This window comes from Salmonella sp. SSDFZ69 (assembly GCF_004010755.1).
Classification (GTDB): Bacteria; Pseudomonadota; Gammaproteobacteria; order Enterobacterales; family Enterobacteriaceae; genus Salmonella; species Salmonella enterica.
Map to the genome: position 1 here is coordinate 4,037,446 of NZ_CP034831.1, position 16,806 is coordinate 4,054,251.

General features: G+C 52.8%; 16 protein-coding genes. 3 read left to right on the forward strand and 13 right to left on the reverse strand.

Annotated features, from left to right (window positions below; genetic code table 11):
* From EOS98_RS20020 to pmbA, 6 genes are all read right to left on the reverse strand, one after another.
* Complete coding sequence (locus tag EOS98_RS20020; RefSeq protein WP_000478578.1) at positions 1–777, reverse strand: DUF4311 domain-containing protein; 777 nt, start codon at positions 775–777, stop codon at positions 1–3.
* 22 nt (positions 778–799) lie between these two features.
* Positions 800–1,102 (reverse strand): DUF4312 family protein, encoded by a 303-nt coding sequence (locus tag EOS98_RS20025; protein WP_000975187.1) that lies wholly within the window; start codon positions 1,100–1,102, stop codon positions 800–802.
* Positions 1,102–1,464 carry an SFCGS family glycine-rich protein gene (locus EOS98_RS20030; RefSeq protein WP_000435389.1) on the reverse strand — a complete coding sequence of 121 codons (363 nt, stop codon included), beginning with the start codon at positions 1,462–1,464 and terminating at the stop codon, positions 1,102–1,104. Before EOS98_RS20030 ends, EOS98_RS20025 begins: the two co-directional genes overlap by 1 nt.
* Before the next feature lie 10 nt (positions 1,465–1,474).
* On the reverse strand, positions 1,475–1,813 hold the full coding sequence (locus EOS98_RS20035) for a glycine dehydrogenase (protein ID WP_001255103.1): 339 nt from the start codon (positions 1,811–1,813) through the stop codon (positions 1,475–1,477).
* Positions 1,814–2,090: 277 nt separating this feature from the next.
* Positions 2,091–2,477, reverse strand: coding sequence for a cytochrome b562 (gene cybC / locus EOS98_RS20040; RefSeq protein ID WP_126524334.1), 387 nt, complete (start codon positions 2,475–2,477; stop codon positions 2,091–2,093).
* A 98-nt stretch (positions 2,478–2,575) separates the two neighbouring features.
* Positions 2,576–3,928, reverse strand: coding sequence for a metalloprotease PmbA (gene pmbA / locus EOS98_RS20045; RefSeq protein ID WP_126524335.1), 1,353 nt, complete (start codon positions 3,926–3,928; stop codon positions 2,576–2,578).
* Positions 3,929–4,023: 95 nt separating this feature from the next.
* Here pmbA and yjgA point away from each other — a divergent pair, with 95 nt between their 5' ends.
* Entirely contained in the window at positions 4,024–4,575 is a 552-nt protein-coding gene (yjgA, locus tag EOS98_RS20050; RefSeq protein WP_000166287.1) for a ribosome biogenesis factor YjgA, read from the forward strand.
* Positions 4,576–4,630: 55 nt separating this feature from the next.
* Here the strand turns inward: yjgA and iolH are convergent, their stop codons facing one another.
* From iolH to iolD, 5 genes are all read right to left on the reverse strand, one after another.
* The gene (gene iolH / locus EOS98_RS20055; protein ID WP_000683955.1) at positions 4,631–5,515 is read right to left on the reverse strand and encodes a sugar phosphate isomerase/epimerase IolH; all 885 of its coding nucleotides are present in this window, start codon (positions 5,513–5,515) and stop codon (positions 4,631–4,633) included.
* 52 nt (positions 5,516–5,567) lie between these two features.
* Positions 5,568–6,383 (reverse strand): 2-keto-myo-inositol isomerase IolI2, encoded by an 816-nt coding sequence (iolI2, locus tag EOS98_RS20060; protein WP_001019386.1) that lies wholly within the window; start codon positions 6,381–6,383, stop codon positions 5,568–5,570.
* Positions 6,384–6,543: 160 nt separating this feature from the next.
* Positions 6,544–7,770, reverse strand: a complete 1,227-nt coding sequence (locus EOS98_RS20065) for an MFS transporter (protein WP_000661780.1) — start codon at positions 7,768–7,770, stop codon at positions 6,544–6,546.
* A gap of 72 nt (positions 7,771–7,842) precedes the next feature.
* The gene (gene iolG2, locus EOS98_RS20070) at positions 7,843–8,865 is read right to left on the reverse strand and encodes a D-chiro-inositol-2-dehydrogenase IolG2 (protein ID WP_000736098.1); all 1,023 of its coding nucleotides are present in this window, start codon (positions 8,863–8,865) and stop codon (positions 7,843–7,845) included.
* Positions 8,866–9,045: 180 nt separating this feature from the next.
* The gene (gene iolD, locus EOS98_RS20075; RefSeq protein ID WP_000849477.1) at positions 9,046–10,986 is read right to left on the reverse strand and encodes a 3D-(3,5/4)-trihydroxycyclohexane-1,2-dione acylhydrolase (decyclizing); all 1,941 of its coding nucleotides are present in this window, start codon (positions 10,984–10,986) and stop codon (positions 9,046–9,048) included.
* A 416-nt stretch (positions 10,987–11,402) separates the two neighbouring features.
* On the opposite strand from iolD, the gene EOS98_RS20080 reads away from it, so the two are divergent.
* Positions 11,403–13,340, forward strand: a complete 1,938-nt coding sequence (locus tag EOS98_RS20080; protein ID WP_126524336.1) for a bifunctional 5-dehydro-2-deoxygluconokinase/5-dehydro-2-deoxyphosphogluconate aldolase — start codon at positions 11,403–11,405, stop codon at positions 13,338–13,340.
* 60 nt (positions 13,341–13,400) lie between these two features.
* Entirely contained in the window at positions 13,401–14,567 is a 1,167-nt protein-coding gene (locus EOS98_RS20085; protein WP_001111174.1) for an MFS transporter, read from the forward strand.
* On the opposite strand, the gene iolI1 is transcribed toward EOS98_RS20085, so the two are convergent.
* Together iolI1 and srfJ are read right to left on the reverse strand one after the other, a co-directional pair.
* Positions 14,564–15,397: a 2-keto-myo-inositol isomerase IolI1 gene (gene iolI1 / locus EOS98_RS20090; RefSeq protein ID WP_000976927.1), complete on the reverse strand. Its 834-nt coding sequence runs from the start codon at positions 15,395–15,397 to the stop codon at positions 14,564–14,566. The two genes, EOS98_RS20085 and iolI1, sit on opposite strands and share 4 nt — an antisense overlap.
* Positions 15,398–16,741: a lysosomal glucosyl ceramidase-like type III secretion effector SrfJ gene (gene srfJ / locus EOS98_RS20095; RefSeq protein ID WP_000678388.1), complete on the reverse strand. Its 1,344-nt coding sequence runs from the start codon at positions 16,739–16,741 to the stop codon at positions 15,398–15,400.
* Positions 16,742–16,806: the final 65 nt, after the last annotated feature.

Genomic DNA, 16,806 nt, shown 5'->3' on the forward strand with positions numbered 1-16,806 from the left:
TTATTTGCCGCTGAGCGAGTTGTGGATCAGTTCAAGCCAGTTCGGTACCGTCATGTTGAAAGACTCGATCATTTTCATGTCGAAGCCGCGGAAGAAGCCGCTCAACACAAACAGCAAAACGATGGCGACCATCATCACTTTGGTGACATGGTTCCAGCCGCTCTCTTCTACGCCTTTACCGATCAAAATACCCAGCACCAGCCCCGGTACGGCGTTCCCCATGATGAGCTGCGCCGCGCCGCCGAAAACGGTGGCCCAGAAGCCCGATTTTTTACCAGCGTCGATCGCTGCTAACCAGAAGATCACAGGCATGACGATGTTGACCAGCAGGTTTGCCGCCGGTACCAGCACCTTAACCGCCGTCACCTGTAGCGCCTCTGGCACGGATGAGGCGGTCAGGTTAAGGAACGTTACGACAATCATGCCGATGACGGCGCAGGCGATCGCCATTTTTTTCGGGTCGTGCAGCGTCTCGCCGACGTTACGGTTTTTGATCATTAGCGCCGCCGCGCCCCAGTTAGGGATGATGCGGTGATCGACATCCTGGGTGAACGATCCGGCCGCCACAGACGACGCCCAGGCGTTAAAGAAGAAACCCAGCCCAAAGGAGAAGTGAGATGCCGGGTCGCCTTCACAAGAGTTGAGTTCGCCCAACGTACGGAACGCGCCCATCCCCTGCGTGGTTGGCGCGTGAAACATGCGTGCAGCCCCAGCGCCCACCCCTACGCCGACCAGCGCGCCGATAATGAGAGATTTAATTAGTATTATCAGGAACATAACTATGCCTTTTTAATAAAAATCAGCGTTTCGCGACGAAATCTACCCTGTCGAGATTGATGGCGGTCACGTTGACGGTCACATCCAGCTCCACGCTGTAAGTGCGTCGTTCCCGGCGCAAAAAGAAAAACAGAAAGGCCTCTTTACGCACCGACTCATGCGCCTGAACAATCCGCACATCCTGTGGCTCAATACGCAGTAAGATATACGGCGACTCTCTCATCACCGCCGACTGAACATGGTTCAGCGCATCGGCAAAGGCGCGTGCTTTGGCGTCGCCCTTGCCTTTTACTCTCACCGTGGTGGTGAATTGCTCTTTCATCATCAGGCGCCGTATTTCTTTTGCCACGCCTGCACCAGGCGCTCGCCGAGCTCTTCTTTATCCATAAAGCCGAAACCCAACACGTTGCAGCCTTCATTGATAGCGGTGACGCCTTCATCCACTGACCGCATGCCATATTTGGCTTTGTAGCCATGCTTGTTTTGCGCGGTGATAGCGCCCGCGCCGCCGCTGCCGCAAAATGAAATGCCGAAGGTGGCGTTTTCCGCTTTCATCACATCGCCCAGCTTCATGTCTGCCGCGACGCCCGGTACGACGACCGCGCGACCGCCCGCTTTTTCCACGCCTGCCGCCACTTTCTGGCCTTTACCCAGGCGATCGCCAATCACGACGGTAATCTGTTCCATTTTTTGCTCCTTAGAGGTTGTCTTTCGCGACTTCAAAATGTACCGATAATAGCCAGGCTTCTTCGTCAGGAAGGTTGCCAAACGCCGCCACGATTTCGCGGGCGAGCGCCATTGATTCGGCTGAGATTTCATCAAACAAGCTGGCATCGACTTCCGGTAAAGGCTCGCCGGTAATTGACCGGTGCGCCATCGCGCGAACGTGCGAGGTCAGCATTTGCGTCTGTACCGCATTGGGGACAATGTGATGCCGCCCCAGCAGGCCATCCACCTGCGTTAACACCTGTTCAGCCAGTTCGTTAATTCGCTCACCGGCATCGTGTTTTACTGCTCCGTTATCCACGCGTCTCACCCCGTTAATGGCAATGAGATAAAACTAGCGGCAAGGGTTAAAAGTTTGTAGCGAGTTATTTTCCACCTCGAAGTGGAAACGCGAGTGGGATAGGTGATCTGCGCCACAGAAAAGGTGGCATTAATGAATTATCGCCGGGAAAGTGTGAGATCTATCGCGGCATAAAGAGGAAATGGCGAAACAATGACGTTGTCGTATAAAGTGAGAAAGTGTGATGGGTATTACAGTTTGCCGGATGGCGACCTGCGGATAAAGCGAAGCCGCCATCCCACAAAAATTAACGATACTTCTTATGATACGTATTGCGGGTGGTTTTTAGCGCTTCCGCCGCCGCTTTCGCTTCTTTAACGTTACCTTCGTTCGCCAGCTTCAGCGCGCCATCAATTTGGCCGACCAGAATGTCAAAACCGTGACGAAAATCCTTCATTTCCGGGCTATCCGACGCTTTATCTTCCAGCTTTGGCGGCGTAGCTTTTTGAGCATCCAGCGCGGCCGCGCGCATTTTGGTTAATGCCGCTTTCAGTTCAGGGGCACTATCCGTTTTCTCAACAACTTTCAGGTTATCATTGAGAATATCCATATTATCTTCAAGATCGGCAGCAAAAACAGCCGAACCGAATACCAGCGATGACACAGCAAGAATAGCTAACAGGCTTTTACGCATTGCTCACTTCCTTTTTTATTATTAACGATAAGTGTAATACCCTGAATAATTCGGGTTGCAGGCAGCCAACGCGCCTGCAGCCTGAAGTATGACGGGTATTATTGTCCGGCGATTTTCATCTCCGGTAACAATACCGAACCGCACTGTATATTACTGCGCGTTTCAATATCATCACCTACGGTGACAATATTACGCCACATCTCTTTTAAATTACCGGCAATGGTAATTTCACTTACCGGGTACTGGATTTCACCATTTTCAACCCAGAATCCCGCAGCGCCGCGGGAGTAGTCGCCGGTAATACCGCTGACGCCCTGGCCCATCAGTTCCGTCACCACCAGGCCGGTGCCCATCTCTTTTAGCAACTGCTCAAAGTTCAGCCCCTGCCCGGCGATACGCCAGTTATGAATGCCGCCGGCATGACCGGTACTTTTCAGCCCCAGTTTGCGGGCGGAATAGTTGGTCAGCAACCATTGCATCAGTACGCCATCCTTCACAATGTCCCGGCGCTCCGTACGCACGCCTTCGCTGTCGAACGGCGAAGACGCCAGCCCTTTTAGCAGATGCGGGTGTTCTTCGATGGTTAACCATTCCGGCAGAATTTGTTTCCCCAGCGAGTCGAGCAGAAAAGTGGATTTACGGTATACCGCGCCGCCGGCAATCGCCCCGACCAGATGACCGAATAGCCCTGTCGCCACTTCATTGGCGAAAATGACCGGCGCTTTCATGGTGGAGAGCTTGCGCGGCGACAGGCGGGATAAGGTGCGGCGCGCGCACTCGGCCCCGACCCATTCCGGCGCTTGCAGATCCGCTATTGCCCGACCGATGGTGTAAGCGTAATCACGCTCCATGTCGCCGTTCTCTTCAGCGATGACGCAGCTTGAGAGCGAATGGCGCGTGGAGCAATATCCCTGCAACATGCCGTGGCTGTTGCCGAACACTTTAATGCCGTAATGGCTGTTAAAGCTACCGCCTTCGGTATTGGTGATGCGTTTATCCGCCTTTAGAGAAGCCTGTTCCGCACGCGCGGCCAGTTCAATGGCTTCGTCTGGCGTAACCTCTGCCGGGTGGAACAAGTCCAGATCCGGCGCGTCAAACGCCAGCAGTTCTTTGTCCGCCACGCCTGCGCACGGGTCCGGCGACGTGTAACGCGCGATATCCAGCGCGGCCTGCACGGTACGGGCAATCGCCTGCGGGCTTAAATCCGTCGAAGAGGCGCTGCCTTTGCGGTTCTGGTGATACACCGTAATGCCCAGCGCGCCGTCGCTATTAAATTCGACATTCTCTACTTCACCATAACGGGTGCTGACGCTAATGCCGGTGGTCTTGCTGACGGCGACTTCCGCCCCATCCGATTTGCCTGAGGCTAACTCCAGCGCTGTCGAAACTGCTTCTTCCAGAATCTTACGCTGCGCTTCAACTTGTGAGATTACTTTCATTGCAAATGCCATAATGTAGAGAGAGTTTCTCTGAAGTCTAACAGAGAACCGTTTTTCAGTGCGCATCTTAACTGGTAACATTAGCCTCTTTTTTTAAGGAGCCTGACATGACAAAGCAGCCCGAAGACTGGCTCGACGACGTTCCCGGTGATGACATCGAAGACGAAGACGATGAAATTATCTGGGTCAGTAAAAGTGAAATTAAACGCGATGCCGAGGAATTAAAACGCCTGGGCGCGGAACTGGTGGATCTGGGGAAAAACGCGCTGGATAAGATCCCGCTGGACGCCGATCTGCGCGACGCCATTGAACTGGCCCAGCGAATCAAAATGGAAGGACGCCGCCGCCAGTTGCAGCTTATCGGAAAAATGCTGCGCCAACGCGACGTTGAACCTATTCGCCAGGCGCTGGACAAGCTGAAGAACCGCCATAATCAGCAGGTGGTGCTGTTTCACAAGCTTGAGCATCTGCGCGATCGTCTGATCGTCGAAGGCGATGACGCGGTAGCCGAAGTACTGACCCTGTGGCCGCACGCCGATCGTCAACAGCTTCGTTCATTGATCCGCAATGCGAAGAAAGAGAAAGAAGGCAACAAACCGCCGAAATCAGCGCGTCAGATTTTCCAGTATCTGCGCGAGCTGGCGGAAAACGAAGGGTAATTGCCGCAAATGACCGCGCCAGCTTGTGGCGCGGTACAGGCAAATCCACCCGTTTTTAACGTCCGAGTAGCTCCCGCTCGATCCGCTCGCGCGTTTCCACCGCCTGAACACTCATTTTTTCAGGATAACCAAACAGCGACGTGGTGATAATTGCCTCACCGCCCACCTTAAACGTGCGGTTTGCAAAATCCATTTCACGCAGCGCCTGGAATAGCGCGTCAAAATCGACCTCACCTTCTCCCAGCCCGATGTGCTGATGAATCGTCGCATTCACGCCAGGCGGGTTCATGATGTAGCGGCAGGGAAGCGTGTGGTTGTGCGTATCGGCCAGCAGAACATGCGAAAGATCGGCCCCGGCATAGTTCAGCATCCTTGCGACGTCGCCCTGCCCTTTATCGTAAAAGAAGCCATGCGGTGCGCTGTACAGATAGGTCACGTTATCACTACGCAAAGACTGCACCATGTCGACCGTCTCATCGTTCAGTTCGCAGAAATCCCAGGGGTGAGACTGAATTTCGATTCGAATTCCCTCTCGTTCCACGATCGGCAGCAGTTCCTCCATGGAGCGATACCACATCTCTTCACAAATCTCCGGCTCATCCGGCGTCCCGGAAAGCTCGGTATTAATCACCTGTACGCCCATATCAACGGCAATCTCAATCATCCGCTTCCAGTTGGTTACCGCGGCGCGCCGACGCTCTTCATCGGGGCCGGACCAACGATAAACCACAATAAATGACGAGATTTCCACACCGTAGTTCTGCAAGGCGCGTTTATACTCCTGCATGGTATCGCGACCAGCTTTAGGGTGTTTATAAAACGGATTAATACGCGGGTGCGGCGACTGCTCAATATATTTATACCCCCACTCGGAAACCTGCCGTACCATTTGGGTAATGGGTAAATGTTTAATAACATCGACATCAAAAGCAATTTTCATTGTAAATACCACGCTGCGGAAACTGAAAACGGTCACCTGGAAATTAGCTGTATCATTGCAACAGCAATGACACGCTGCGATTAATTTGTTCCTCTATTTCCGCCTCACTCCAGGAAGCCAACTGGGAAGAAAAAGGTTCAAAAGCGTAAATACCGCGATATCCCATATTTTCCAGACGCTGCACCTGCTGGTAATTCTGCATTACATCCTTTTCACTCAGCATAATACGCTGCTCATCAGCCAATGCTTCCGTTGGTCGGGTGTCTTCCACACCGGACAAATGCACCAACCCGATAGCAGAAATATCAATGCGCGACGCAAACTCCTTTTCGGCCTCTTCGTACAGATGATGATGGAAGGTATCCAGCAAAACCTTAAAGGGGGAACCTGCTTCCCGGATCAGTTGCTGAGCCCAGACGGCAGAACGCAGCGAACTTACGCGGAATCCCAAAGGTTCAACCAGCCCCTGAATATCATACCGGGCAAAGAGATCGCTCAGTCGTTTTATTGCCTCAACCGTAACCTCCGGCGGCACAATCGTTCCGTCATTCAGCGGACAAAGAACTAATGCCCGCGCGCCGACTCCCTGCGCGTCTCGTAATAATCCTTCCGTTTTTTTTACGACCTCCTCGGTCAGTTGGTTGAAGGGATAGACCGCATTAATTGTGACAATTTCAAGTCCATACTTTTCTGCCAGGTTACGCACCTGATTATAATTCAAGTCATCAGTAACGCTGCCGCTTGGCATATCATTACGCAATTCCACTTTATTAAACTCAAGACGTTTAACCAGTCGAAAGAATGCTTCTATGCTTAGACCCGGTGCAATTTTCCGGTTAATACAAAACCGTGTTTTCTCGATATTCATTATTTTCTCCCTGAACGTATATGAGTGGGTAAATAACCGTAATCCGTTAGTACAATTTAACGTAGGGTGAAAAAACCGGCTTTATCAATCTTGATAAAAACCGGTTTAATTTAGTGATGAACATCACAGGCTATAAGGGATTTTTGAAGAATATTTGAAGCTATTTTTCGCCAGGCACTTTAAGAAACTGCACCAGGATGCCGCTGAATAAATAGAGCCCCGCCATAGTATACATCACCACGCCGGTGCCGAACCCTGCCAGAACAGAGACCAGCGCTGGCCCAACAAAATTTCCCAGGCCGGAGCCAAAGTTCACGGCCGAGTTCGCCGCCCCCTTCTTATCCGGCGCCATCATCGGCACCAGCGGCGTCATTGGCACAAAGCCAGCCAGCCCGGCTCCCCACAAACACATCGCCAGCATAAAGGCGACATAGTTATGCCCCCATATCATCGGCACCCAGTAAACAATCAGCGTAGCGACACCGGTCAGGATGCTGCCAAAAATCTGGATGGTTCGGCGAAAACCAATTTTATCGCCCATCCAGCCAAAGATAATGTTGAAGACCTGGTTAGAGATAAAGGTAATCCCCCAAATACTCGCCCATTCCTCAAGCGTAAAGTGCTTATCCAGCAGAAACAGAGGTAATACGACAACAAAACCATAGGTGCCAAGACCGTTAATAGTTTTGACAATCACCGCCAGACCGATCCGTGGCCGTTCATACATAATGGAGATACCCGCAGATAACTCTTTGAAGACCGGCGTCGTTCGCGGTTTCAGAATGAATTCATTGCGTTCCAGCACCAGCATGAAGAGAACCCCCAGCAGCGCAACGCCCATCCCGGCCCACATCACGTTGATATGCCCCAACGCAGGAATTAACGACGCCGCCACCACCGGCCCAATGATGGTAAAACCAAGGTTATAGACCACCCAAAATAGCGAGGTGCCGATCCCTTGCTGGTGATTATCCAACTGGATGGTCAGGCGTACCAGGAAGGAGTAACAGACCAGCGGATACCCCACGCCACGCAGCATATAGGTCACGAGAATGGCACCAAAATCATGGCTGGGTAGCGCAAAGTTCAGAAACGCGACGGAAGCCAGAAGATAGACGATAAAACCGGTAACCATCACCTTTTTAGGACCAAAAACGTCCACACAGACGCCGGATAGCCAGGAGGTGATCGCGACCACAATCCCATATCCGGCAAAAATCTGCCCGATATGCGCTTGATCAAATCCCTGCGTATTTAACCAGGCAGATAACCAGCTGTTCTCAATACAGCCGCCCAACATAAATAAAAATGTTCCCAGGTAGCTCCAGATAAACTTACCTGGTTTTATATAAAATGTCTGGGGCAGCGTTGCCTGCATTTCTTTCATTTTATTACCCTCGGTATAGAAAAGCTCTCACACTTTTCAGTGCGAGAGTTTATTCATTATTAACAGATGCAGTTAAAGATAAATATCGCTTGTTATTTTCACCGGCAGCCCGCTTTTTAATGATTGCTGCGCGGCAATAGCGATACGCTGGGCCAATAATGCGTCTTCGCCGGTACAGACAACCGGCGTATGATGCAGGACTGAATCAATAAAGTGTAATATTTCCGTTCGGTAAGCTTCGCGATAACGGACCGTGAAATCAGGAAGGGGATTTTTCATTATGCAGTGCTGGCTGTTGAAAACTTTCACCGTCGATTCACTAACGTTATCCGCATACGCCATCCCTTCTGAGCCAAAAACCTCCACCCGTTGGTCATAGCCATATACCGCCCGACGGCTGTTATCAATGAGCGCGTAGCCGCCGTTTCTGAAAGTCAGCATCACCGCAAGCGTATCAACATCATCAATATTTTTCAGGCTGGGATCAATCAGCGTATTGCCCTTAACATAGACTTCGCTGACTTCATCCTGCATCATAAAACGAGCCATATCAAAGTCATGCATGGTGAAGTCAAAAATCAGACCGCCAATACGTTTGATCAGATCATGGGGTAGCAGGTCCGGATCGCGGGAGGTGATTTTTATCATCTGGGGCCGACCAATCTTGCCGCTGCGCACCAGCTCAAAGACCTCGTGAAACTGAGGATCAAAACGGCGATTAAAGGCAACCTGCAGCGTCACCCCCTTCTCTTTCACTTTTCTCAGCACCGCCATTGAGGCCTGCTCATCCTCATTCATGCTGAGCGGTTTTTCACAAAAAATGTGCTTCCCCGCCTGCGCTGCCGCCGTGACGATCTCTTCGTGCATATCCGTTGAAGTGAAAATAAAAACTGCCTCTATATCATCACGCTGTAAAAGTTCCTGATAATTTTTATACCCTGAAGTTATATTTACCGAATAAAGCCAATCGCTCATCTCCTCAATAAAATAATCGGCGGCGCAGATAATATCTAATTGAGGCAGTAAATACATATTCTCAACATGCATTTTACCTACCCGACCGAGGCCAATAACACCACATCGAAGCTTTTTCATTCGTACCTCTTAATCTCATGAATAGTAAATTTAAAACCGCAAAAGAAAAGCATCCGTAGTTCTGCGAAAAACGGATCGTTTTATTTTGCCGTTCTGAAAAGCAAACAATGCGTTGACGCTGTATCGTTCAGGTTGCAGAACAATAACCACACTTCTGCAACCTGAACAACGGCAAATTAATCAGTACTGCCGGGCCTGTCCGATATGTTCTTCAAGCATACGCGCTACCGCCTGGATACGTTCGCTACGGGATACCTGCGCCCCACCAACGCGCCACCAGCTCAGGTACTTATGCACCATCGTTTTGGGAAGCACTTTTATGTCTATCAGCGTGCTCACGGTCTGTTTACGAGCATCTTCCAACGCTTCATGCAGTTGTTCAATGGTGGTGACGCGATAGCTTTTACAACCATATCCTTCAGCGATGCGAGCGAAATCGACCGGGATAAACCCGCCTTCCTGACGACCGCTCTCCTGCTGATGGAAACGAAACTCGGTGAAGTAACTGTCCATACCGTGTTCCATTTGCAGATTATTGATACAGCCGTTGGTCATGTTATCGAGCAAAATGACGGTAATCTTTTTCCCCATCTGGACGGAAGTAACCAACTCAGAGTGCAGCATCATGAACGAACCGTCGCCCACGAAGCTGTACACCTCGCGCTCCGGCTGCGCCAGTTTGGCCCCCAATGCGGCATTGACTTCGTAGCCCATACAGGAGTAGCCGTACTCGACGTGGTAATCATTCTCGCCGCGGCTTTGCCAGACACGCTGGAGGTCGCCCGGCAGGCTGCCCGCCGCCGCCACCACCAGCGCGTTTTCCGGCAACATCCGGTTAAGCACACCCAACACGCGCGTCTGGGTCAGCCACGACCGCGTAATCTCATTAAACTCTTCAAACACCTTTTGAGTATCCATATGATCCTCAATTTCAGGTTTGAAGCCCTCTCCGCTATATTCCACAGCATAGACGCGCTCAACTTCCGCCATATATTGCGAGCGGACGCGGTGAATAGTCTCACCCCATTGCGAAGCATAATGCTCCTGGGCCAACCGTTCGCTAAGCTGCGTCAGGGCGACGCGAGCATCACCCTGCATCTGTACGCCATCCAGCTTGAAGACATCAAAGCGGCTAACGTTGATATTTAAGTAGCGCACGTCGGGATTCTGGAAGATCCACTTTGAGGAGGTGGTGAAATCGGTATAGCGCGTCCCCACACCGATAATCAGATCGGCCTCCTGCGCCAGCAGATTCGCCGCCAGTGAACCGGTTTCGCCAATCCCGCCGACGTTCAACGGGTGTGCAGAACTGAGCGCTCCCTTGCCAGCCTGGGTTTCAGCAATCGGCAGATGACAGCGTTCGGCAAATCTCAGCAGCGCCTCTTCAGCCTGCGAATACTTCACGCCCCCACCGCAAACGATCAGCGGCCGCTGGTGGCGGCGAATCAGCGCAACCGCCTCGTTCAGCATCGGCTCCGTCGGCGCATGACGCTCAAGACGATAGACCCGGCGAGCGAAAAAATAATCCGGATAATCCCAGGCTTCACCCTGCACATCCTGTGGCAGGCAAAGCGTCACGGCCCCCGTATCCGCCGGATCGGTTAACACCCGCATCGCGCTGATACAGGCGCTCATTAGCTGTTCCGGACGCGTAATGCGATCCCAGTAGCGGCTAACTGCACGGAAAGCGTCATTGGTGCTCAACGTCAGATCGTGTTCTTGTTCAACCTGTTGCAAAACCGGGTCGGGTTGACGAGATGCGTACACATCGCCCGGCAGCAAAAGCAGTGGAATACGGTTAGCCGTCGCGGTCGCCGCTGCGGTGATCATATTGGCGGCCCCTGGCCCCACTGAGGAGGTGCAGGCATAAATCTGATGGCGACGCATCTGGCGGGCAAATCCCGTCGCGATATGCGCCATTCCCTGTTCGTTACGCCCTTGATGAACGCTAAGTTGGCCACAGTCCTCTTCCAGCGCTTGCCCCAATCCGACGACGTTCCCGTGGCCAAAAATGGCGAAAATCCCTTTTACAAATTTGATTTCGCTGCCGTCTACGTCGATGTACTGATTATCAAGAAAGCGCACCAAAGCCTGCGCCATGGTCAACCTGATTGTTTTCATGTACCCCACCTGCTTTTATCAACCGTTCGGCTGTCGTTGCCTGCTTATGCATCGCTTCAGCCCCAAAAACACAGAGACTTATCATAGGATCAAAATTTCCGTTCTCACAATTATATGGAATTTATATTTCATTTATGGGAAGGAGATCAAAAAACGGTTAAAAAATTTCGCCATTTAGGCGTATTTTTCATGAAAATGAAATTTATCTTCCATTCGCTTTTAAAAGAAATAACATATTGACAATCAATCAATTAAAACAAAAAACACAACAAAAAACGATCATACCCGTTGCCCGGAAATGCCATTTCTGTGATCTTGTTCAAACAATAAATGAAAACATTATTTCCATTTTTATTGAAAATGAAATCACCAAACCTTAGTATGGGCAAAAATAACACCGTCTTCTGTTAGGGGATATGTCAATGAATAAAGCAGTCAGTAGTGAGCAAAAGCCGCTGGACGTTATCTGTCTGGGACGAGTCGCCGTTGATTTGTATGGTCAACAAATCGGGTCGCGGCTGGAGGATATGACGACTTTCGCTAAATATTTAGGGGGATCGTCAGGCAATGTTGCCTACGGCACGGCCATTCAGGGATTACGTTCCGCTATGCTGGCCCGCGTCGGCGATGAGCATATGGGACGTTTCGTTCGTGAAGAATTAAACCGCGTTGGTGTGGATACGCAGTGCCTGCTGTCGGATCGCGATCGTCTGACCGCGCTGGTGATCCTCGGCATTAAAGATCAGGACACCTTTCCTCTGATCTTCTACCGCGATAACTGCGCGGACATGGCGCTAACACCCGAGGATATCCGCGAAGATTACATCGCTTCTTCACGCGCATTAGCCGTCACCGGTACCCATCTTTCTCACCCCAATACGCGCGCCGCCGTTCTTAAAGCGCTGGAGTATGCGCAAAAACACGAGCTGCGGCGGGCGCTGGATATCGACTACCGCCCCGTACTGTGGGGCCTGACGTCGCTAGGAGACGGTGAAACACGTTTCATCGCCTCATCACAGGTTACCGAACAGCTCCAGCAGGTATTGCGCCATTTCGATCTGATCGTTGGGACCGAAGAAGAATTCCATATCGCCGGCGGCAGTACCGACACGCTGACCGCCCTGCGGCGCGTCCGTCAGTTGACCCAGGCCGTACTGGTGTGCAAACGCGGCGCGCTGGGCTGCTCAGTCTTTGAAGGCAACATCGCCGATGACTGGTCGCAGGTGAAGATACATAGCGGCGTTCGCGTAGACGTTCTGAACGTTCTGGGCGCGGGCGATGCCTTTATGTCAGGACTGCTGCGGGGATACCTGAACGATGAAAGCTGGGAGCAAGCCTGCCGTTATGCAAACGCCTGCGGCGCGTTAGTAGTATCGCGCCACGGTTGTGCCCCCGCCATGCCAACAAAAAAAGAGCTGGACGACTACCTCGCGCGTGAACAATCCATCACCCGGCCAGACAAAGACCCGCGGCTGAATCACCTTCATCGGGTCACAACCCGTAAACAGCACTGGCCGGAGCTGTGCGTATTCGCCTTCGACCATCGCAAGCAACTGGTGGATATCGCAAATGAAGTCGGCGCCAGTGAATCCGCGATCCCCCCTCTGAAGATGCTACTGCTGGAAGGGGCGCGTCAGGCGGCGCTTGAGGCCGGTTTACAGAATAATAGCGGCATCCTTGCCGATACCACCTTTGGTCAGCAGGCGCTTAACGACGTGACCGGCCAGGGATGGTGGATTGGCCGACCGGTTGAGATGCCCGGTTCGTATCCGCTGAAGCTGGAACATGGCGATATTGGCTCTCAGCTTGTCAGCTGGCCACAAGAGCACGTCGTGAAATGTCTGGTCTTCTATCATCCACTTGATGCAGAGTCGGTACGTCTTGAACAAGAGGCGCTCATTGACGAGGTTTACCGCGCCTGCTGCCAGTCTGGTCATGATCTGCTGCTGGAAGTCATCTTGCCGCGCGATGCGGCAGACCAAAATGAGCAATACTATCCCCAGATTGTGGAACGTTTTTATCAACTGGGGATCCTGCCGGACTGGTGGAAACTGCCGCCGTTAAGCCCAGATCGTTGGCGAGAAATCAGCCAGCATATTGAGCATTATGACCCTGAATGTCGCGGTATATTGATACTTGGCCTGGACGCACCGGAAAGCGAGTTGAAGTCAGGATTCGCCGCAGCAGCGGATATGCCCTGGGTGAAAGGTTTCGCCGTCGGCCGGACCATCTTTGGCGAACCGTCACGCCAGTGGTTAGGCGGCCAGCTTAACGATGAACAGCTCATCGCAACGGTGAAACAAAAATACCGCATGCTTATCGACTACTGGCGCGAATACCGCCCGGCACGTTAATGCCTGCCTCATCACGCCCCGTGTCTGCATCGGACAAGGGGCGTGTTCAAGGACGATTCCATGCCAGCTCTCACACAACATTCCACATCGATCACGCTGTTTCGCATCAGCGCCGCGATGTTTCTCAACTATCTGACTATTGGCATCCCGTTAGTCATGCTGCCGCTGTACGTTCAGCAGCAGTTGCATCTGAGCGATCTGTTGATCGGTATCGCGGTAGGTAGCCAGTTTATCGCCACCTTGCTTACCCGGGGCGCCGCGGGTCGAAAAGCCGACACGTCAGGCGGACGTCGGACGGTTATCACCGGTCAGTTCTACTGCGCCGCATCAGGTCTGCTGATGCTGGTCAGTCTAATCGCTCACCCGGTTCCGCTGCTCGCATGGGCCATACTGATTGTTGGTCGTGTGCTGCTGGGCATCGGTGAAAGTTTCATTTTGACCGGTAATTTAACCTGGGGGATGTGGCTGGCGGGCTCGACCCACGCGGGTCAGGTTATTTCCTGGAACGGCATGGCGACCTACGGTGCGCTGGCTATCGGCGCGCCGCTGGGGCTGTCGCTTTACGCCAGGGCCGGCCTGGCGCTTCCGGCGCTCCTCGTCGTGCTGTTGCCGATCATCGCCAGCGGAGTCATCTATGGCATTCCGGGGAATATCCCAACAGCCCGTCCCCGCGTGCCAGTGCTACGGGTAGTCGGCCTGGTGTGGCGGCCCGGAACAGGGCTTGTGCTCCAGGGTATTGGTTTTGCCACCCTTAGCGCATTTACCGCCCTCTGGTTCAACGAGCGTCACTGGGATAACACCGGTTTTGCGATGACGCTATTTGGCATTGCGTTTATCGCTGTCCGCTTTTTCTGCGCCAAATTTCCCGACCGTTACGGCGGCGCCACGGTCGCAACCTTTTCACTACTGGTAGAGGGGACCGGACTGGCGGTAATGTGGGCCGCTCCGTCAGCAGGCGCTGCGCTGATTGGCGCGGCGATTACCGGCTGCGGCTGTTCGCTGATGTTCCCATCGCTGGGCGTAGAGGTTGTGCGCAGAGTGCCACCGGAGATTCGTGGTACGGCCCTCGGCGTCTGGTCAGCGTTTCAGGATCTGGCCTACGGATTTACCGGACCAATAGCGGGCCTGCTGACGCCGTTTATCGGCTATCAGCAGGTCTTTCTTCTGGCCGCGGCCTGCGCGCTGCTGGGCGCGGCGGTTGTCCATCTCCTGCTGCGGCAACATTAAGCTGTTAAGAAGGGGCGAGTCTTTTCCGCCCCTATCGCAAAGACTTCGCTGGCCGCCATCTGCCAGTAGCCAGGGTTAAACAGTTCCAGCGAACAGATCCCCTCATAGCCCTTCTGCACTAGCTCATGCGTGATCTCATGCAGTGGGATCACGCCGTTGCCAGGAAACAGACGATGGCAATGCTCCAGCGTTGCCAGCGGCAGATTATCGGCGTCATCAATATGGTAAACGAAGATCTTTTCCACAGGGATCTGGCGAAGCGTGGTCAGATCCCGCCATTGATCGTGCAGGTAAAGATTAAAGGCATCGACGACCAGCCCGACGTTACTGCGATCGACCGCATCTACGATCTCCATCGCCATGGCAAGACTGCGCACACAGCATCCTGCGGAACCGATCGGCTCAAAGGCCAGCCGCATCTGGCTTTCTTCCGCCACTGCCGCCATCTCGCGCAGACGCTTCACTGAATCTTTCACCGTTTCCCCTGGCGGAAAATTTCCCCCCTGACGAATGGTGGGCACCACAACCAGACAATCACCCCCCACCACTGAGCCAGCATGGCAGGCGAAAGCCAACTGCCGCCGTTTCTCCGCCCAGCTTTCGCTATCACAAAACGTAATGTCTTCCAGCGAATTGTAGCCCCAGGGCTTAAGGTGGCCGACGGCGAAAATGTCTGCCAGCTCGCTTAACGTATGTTTCTGTAACCACTCCTGCAACATATCCAGACGGATTTCGATGTAGTCATAGCCAAAACGTTCCGCCAACACAACATCCTGTGCCAGCGTGGAGTTTCGCATACAGGTCGCTTCATTAAATCCCAGCTTCATCATTCAGATCGACTCCTGCCGCCATAGCAACGTACTGGCGCCTGACGGCGGCAGCGTTAACGCGATCTCTTTATCGCCATCCAGCACCCGGCAACGCCTTTCCTGGACATCGCGGTTATACACCACCAGCACACGCTCGCCGTCGGGATTCACAAATCCCACCTCTTCCAGAAGATTATCGTAACTTGAAGAAAGCATGACCCTCGCCCCCGGCCGCACATAGCGGCAGAAGTGGCCAATACCATACCAGGAGTGGTTACGCCGCAGCACGTCGTTTTGCGCATCATATTGAATGGGCGCTTCACACAGATTACCCTGATGATTCGGCCCACCCTCACTGTTCAACAGCAGATTCCAGTCGATAAACCCGCTACAACCCGATTTGAAATTACCAATCATGTCATGGAGATAGGTATGCCAGTGGCGAATCTGGCTACCGGCATCGCTCTCCATTGGCACACAGCCTTCGGAAAACAGGAGTTTTTTATCCGGCAGGCACTGGGCCAGATACTGTATTTGCGAAAAATGGTCGCCGGTATACCAGTGGAATGCCAGCCCGTTAATTCCCTTATAATTAGCTTCGTCAGCAAAGGCGAGTTCAGCCCAGTCTACCAGGCCATCTTTATCGTGATCCCAGATATAGATCTCCATCTCATCCATACCCTGCCGGGCGAGGCGCGGACGCAGATACTGCACGGCAAAGGCTGTCTCCTCTTCCACGCTATACAGACAGGAGTCCCAGGTTTTTACCGCCACCGGCTCATTCTGCACGGAGAGCGCCTGCACATTAATGCCGTGGCGGCGGTATTCCAGCAGGTAGTTGATAATGATATCGGCCCAGTCGGCGTAGCATTCGCGCCGCAGCTTGCCGCCACCGTTCATATCGTTATTAGTTTTCATAAACGCCGGCGGACTCCACGGCGAAGCCATCAGCTTCATGTGTGGATTTAACCGCAACGCCCCGGAAATCAGCGGTATTAAATGCGCTTCATCGCGGGAAAAGGAGAGCCGTCCCTGCTGCAGATCAGCGCTGGAATCGACATACGCGTAATTGCCCAGGGAAAAATCACAGCTCTGAATTGGCATCCGCGCCAGAGTGTAATTATGTTCCTGAGCAGAAAAATAAAGGGAAAGAAATTGCGCCTTCGTCTTTTCGCTCATGCTGTTGAATACCACGCCCGCACCTTCGGTAAAGCTGCCGCCGAATCCGTCAATCTGCTGTAACGTGTGGCGCGGTAAGACGCTGATTAATTCACTGCAATCACGCTGACGATGCGAAAAAGAGACCGCACGCTCAACAAGGAATTGCTGACGATACGGATCGGAAGAGATGAGTCTGCCTTTCATAGGGAAGTTCCGGATAAAAGAAGATAATAAATTGTGATATGCCGGATAGGACGCTTAAGCATCGC

Coding starts and splice junctions, on each gene's coding strand:
- iolG2 (WP_000736098.1), bottom strand. CDS start 8,865: ATGAAAAAGCTTCGATGTGGTGTTATTGGCCTCGGTCGGGTAGGTAAA.
- EOS98_RS20025 (WP_000975187.1), bottom strand. CDS start 1,102: ATGATGAAAGAGCAATTCACCACCACGGTGAGAGTAAAAGGCAAGGGC.
- iolI1 (WP_000976927.1), bottom strand. CDS start 15,397: ATGATGAAGCTGGGATTTAATGAAGCGACCTGTATGCGAAACTCCACG.
- iolI2 (WP_001019386.1), bottom strand. CDS start 6,383: ATGAATATCGAGAAAACACGGTTTTGTATTAACCGGAAAATTGCACCG.
- srfJ (WP_000678388.1), bottom strand. CDS start 16,741: ATGAAAGGCAGACTCATCTCTTCCGATCCGTATCGTCAGCAATTCCTT.
- iolD (WP_000849477.1), bottom strand. CDS start 10,986: ATGAAAACAATCAGGTTGACCATGGCGCAGGCTTTGGTGCGCTTTCTT.
- EOS98_RS20080 (WP_126524336.1), top strand. CDS start 11,403: ATGTCAATGAATAAAGCAGTCAGTAGTGAGCAAAAGCCGCTGGACGTT.
- EOS98_RS20030 (WP_000435389.1), bottom strand. CDS start 1,464: ATGGAACAGATTACCGTCGTGATTGGCGATCGCCTGGGTAAAGGCCAG.
- EOS98_RS20020 (WP_000478578.1), bottom strand. CDS start 777: ATGTTCCTGATAATACTAATTAAATCTCTCATTATCGGCGCGCTGGTC.
- pmbA (WP_126524335.1), bottom strand. CDS start 3,928: ATGGCATTTGCAATGAAAGTAATCTCACAAGTTGAAGCGCAGCGTAAG.
- yjgA (WP_000166287.1), top strand. CDS start 4,024: ATGACAAAGCAGCCCGAAGACTGGCTCGACGACGTTCCCGGTGATGAC.
- iolH (WP_000683955.1), bottom strand. CDS start 5,515: ATGAAAATTGCTTTTGATGTCGATGTTATTAAACATTTACCCATTACC.
- EOS98_RS20085 (WP_001111174.1), top strand. CDS start 13,401: ATGCCAGCTCTCACACAACATTCCACATCGATCACGCTGTTTCGCATC.
- cybC (WP_126524334.1), bottom strand. CDS start 2,477: ATGCGTAAAAGCCTGTTAGCTATTCTTGCTGTGTCATCGCTGGTATTC.
- EOS98_RS20065 (WP_000661780.1), bottom strand. CDS start 7,770: ATGAAAGAAATGCAGGCAACGCTGCCCCAGACATTTTATATAAAACCA.